Source organism: Luteibacter sp. P4_E6 (assembly GCF_056401535.1).
Genome location: NZ_JBFUJE010000480.1, coordinates 1 through 2,981, shown reverse-complemented (window position 1 = coordinate 2,981; position 2,981 = coordinate 1). Strand labels below are relative to the sequence as shown.

Below are 2,981 nucleotides of genomic sequence, written 5' to 3'. Positions count from 1 at the left end.
AAGACCAAGTCTCTGACTGACCGGCAGCATCTACGCGCTGGGTGCGCATGTAGAGGGCGTTGTAATTGAAAGCCGTGCTCGCTCCGTTCGCCCGGAGAACGTGTGTGAGGTGCCCTTCAAAGTCGTAGCTGTACCGTGTCAGCTCTCCCTGCGCGGAGGTTATGGCGATCACGCGGTCGTTCGTGTCCGAGATGAATTGCGTTGTTCTTCCTGCACTATCGACGGCGGCCGTAATCCGCCCAAGGCTGTCGACACGCCTAGAAGTAGCTCTTCCCGCAGCATCCGTAACCTTGCTAAGATCGAAGCCTTCGTATTCGAAAGTCCTCGTGTTACCGGCAGCGTCCGCTACCTTGRCGGGCTGCCCCTGTGCATTACACACGATGGTCGTGCTGATTCCCGAGGCGTCAGTTACTGCCGACAAGCAGCCTTGCACGTACTCGTATTTCGTTGTGTGGCCGAGCTCGTCGGTACTAGTCAAAGGGAGTCCGTAGTCCTGACTCCACGTGTACTGAGATGTGACAGCATTGGCCGTGCCAGCTAACCGGGTCCGTCTGGAAAGGTGGCCCGTCGCGTCGTATTCAAACGCCGTCTTTCGGCCTAGCGAATCAACTTGGCTATCTACCCGACCGGCGCCGTTTAGGCTATAGGTCGTAGTCTGAGCCAGGGGCGTACCAAATGCCCGCGTCTCTGCAATTGGATAACCAGAGGCCGGATCGAAGTCCACCGCCCTTACGTTTCCAAGCGGATCGGTTACTTGCACTCGCGAAGGCACTTTGTTCGCCATGGTGTAGGCGAGCTGATAGGCACTCCCGTCAGCCCGAGTCTGCTTCAGTACCCGAGTGCTTCCGTTCTCGTAGGTGTTTGAAAGAATGATTTTCCCGTTCCGATCTGTCGCCGTTAGGAGCGTCCCAGGCACGGAATAGCTGCTTCCTGGAGGGCCGGCGGGAGTCACGTAGTCATCTTGGTAGGTGTATTTCTTCACGGAGCCATCTGGAAACRTCACCGAGTCCAGAAAGTACGCGTAGGACAGCGGATCGTCTGTCGCTGCCGCCGTGGCATTGATCGCTTTTTTTGCGCGGTTAGACTGAACTAGCGTCGGTAGCTTCTCTCTATGGTATGAATAGCTCCACGTGCGGCCCGCGTTATCTGTGGCGGTACTGACATTGTTGTACGCGTCATAAGCCAGCGTTATAAAGCGGCCACTCGACGATGTGATCTGCTGCAACAAACCCGCATTCCAAGTAAACGCAATTTGATTGTGGAACCGGTCACGAATAAAAGTAAGCTGACTCGGAGCGCCGTTGCTCGGATATGAATTAGTGAACTGATACTCCGTCCCATTAACCGTCGTCAGCAAATAGCATTCAATGATGGCACCACACCGGTCATTGTAGGAAACGGTTTCCAAGACGGYCCCGTACCATTGCGAGCGATCTCCGGTGTATTGCCACGTGTAGGTATCGCCCGCTCGAGTGGCAATCTGACTGAACTTCATCCCGTTCCCATTGGGAAGGCGAACAATCGGCGCAGAGAAGTCCGCATTCGGACTTTGAACGTAGATGTCATAGTTCGAACGCCACCCGCCAAACATCCGTTGGTCGAGAGGATGGTAGGCGTTGTCGTGCCAGTGCCGAGAGAGTGTGAGGGGAATAACATCCTTTATGACGATGTCATTCTCCTCTTCGAGAAATGTTCCACTCCAAAGGTCCACGGGATCGGCCGCGCAGGCACCGCACGGCACAGTCGGATTATCGTCAGGCGGGTGTTGCTCACTCAGGCCGTAGCTTCCCGACATGAGATAATTCAGTCTGACTCCCGACTCAGGCTTTACCTGGCGACCATCGCTGGTAACAACGCCCGTGCCGTAAACAGTCCAACCGTTGTCCGGCCGATACACATAGAATTCCGCAGCAGCACCTGCCGGTGCGCGTGAATAATTCGGGTAAGTGATCGATACACCCTGCTCGCCATCTGGATTGATGTTCTGAACCGTAGCGCCACCCGGCTGCAGGCTGAAGTACATCGGGAAGTTACCGGCGGCCGGCGTTGGTGCCCGATCGACAGGCATCGGCACGATCGCTAATTCCGTGACCACTTTACCGCTGTGATCACGAATCACGGTTCCCTTCGGAACCCGAATCTCGAGGCCCGGAAGATCCGGATGAGTGACAACCATATCCGTAAGCGTCGGGGACGCAAGACGGATACGATCCCGCGCGATTATCTTCGGAAGATACAGGCGGTACGGAAGCCTTGTCTCAGTGCCAGCAGCAATGTCGACGCCCGCGACGAACTGGCCCAATGTCCCTCCATCGGCCGGGACGCCACTCCCGTCGACGAAGAGAGTTTGATGGCCTGAGCTGACTTCCGTGAGAACGAAGTGCCCGTTAACGTCAGTCTGGACGCGTTTGTCTCCGAACGAGATAGCGGCACCAACGACTGGCGAGCCATCGATCAACGCGACGTTGCCGCTAACGGCTCCGACGTCGCCACCTTGCACGACTGGCACCGCGCGCGCGGTGACCTTCCYGTGTCCCGCCTTGCGCATTGACCGAACGGCCTGGACGACATCTTTAGAGCTGATCGACTCTCGGGAATTGAGCCGCCACTGCCCATTCCCCATCTCACCCGCGTTGTCCTGGCCGGGATAAAACACACCTTTGTCCAGGTAGCTCTTCAGACGGCACAGCACCAGCGGCCGTACTTGCGCTGAGCAGCCGGCTGGCGTACCTAACGCGCGCCCGGAAGCATCGATACCCGTGGTCGCATAAGTAATCGGCTGAGACGCGTCGTTAGTTCCGCCGGGCATCTGCCCGGCGGACGCACCGCTAGCTCCGGCTGAAGTACCAGCCTGAGTTGGGCGGCCGCCTGCGGGTGCGGCGATGGAAGAGGTCTCGAATCCGAACGTTGTAAACGGCAACGCGCGGCCGCCAACCTGGCGGATGCCTTGCAGAACAACCGAGTATTTGGTGCCCGTGAGG

Annotated in this window: 1 protein-coding gene; it reads right to left on the bottom strand. The window is 57.5% G+C overall.

Annotated elements, in window-relative coordinates:
* Positions 1-2,981 (bottom strand): RHS repeat domain-containing protein (locus AC1DT2_RS19525; protein WP_477298128.1); only part of this gene is annotated, 2,981 nt, incomplete at both ends.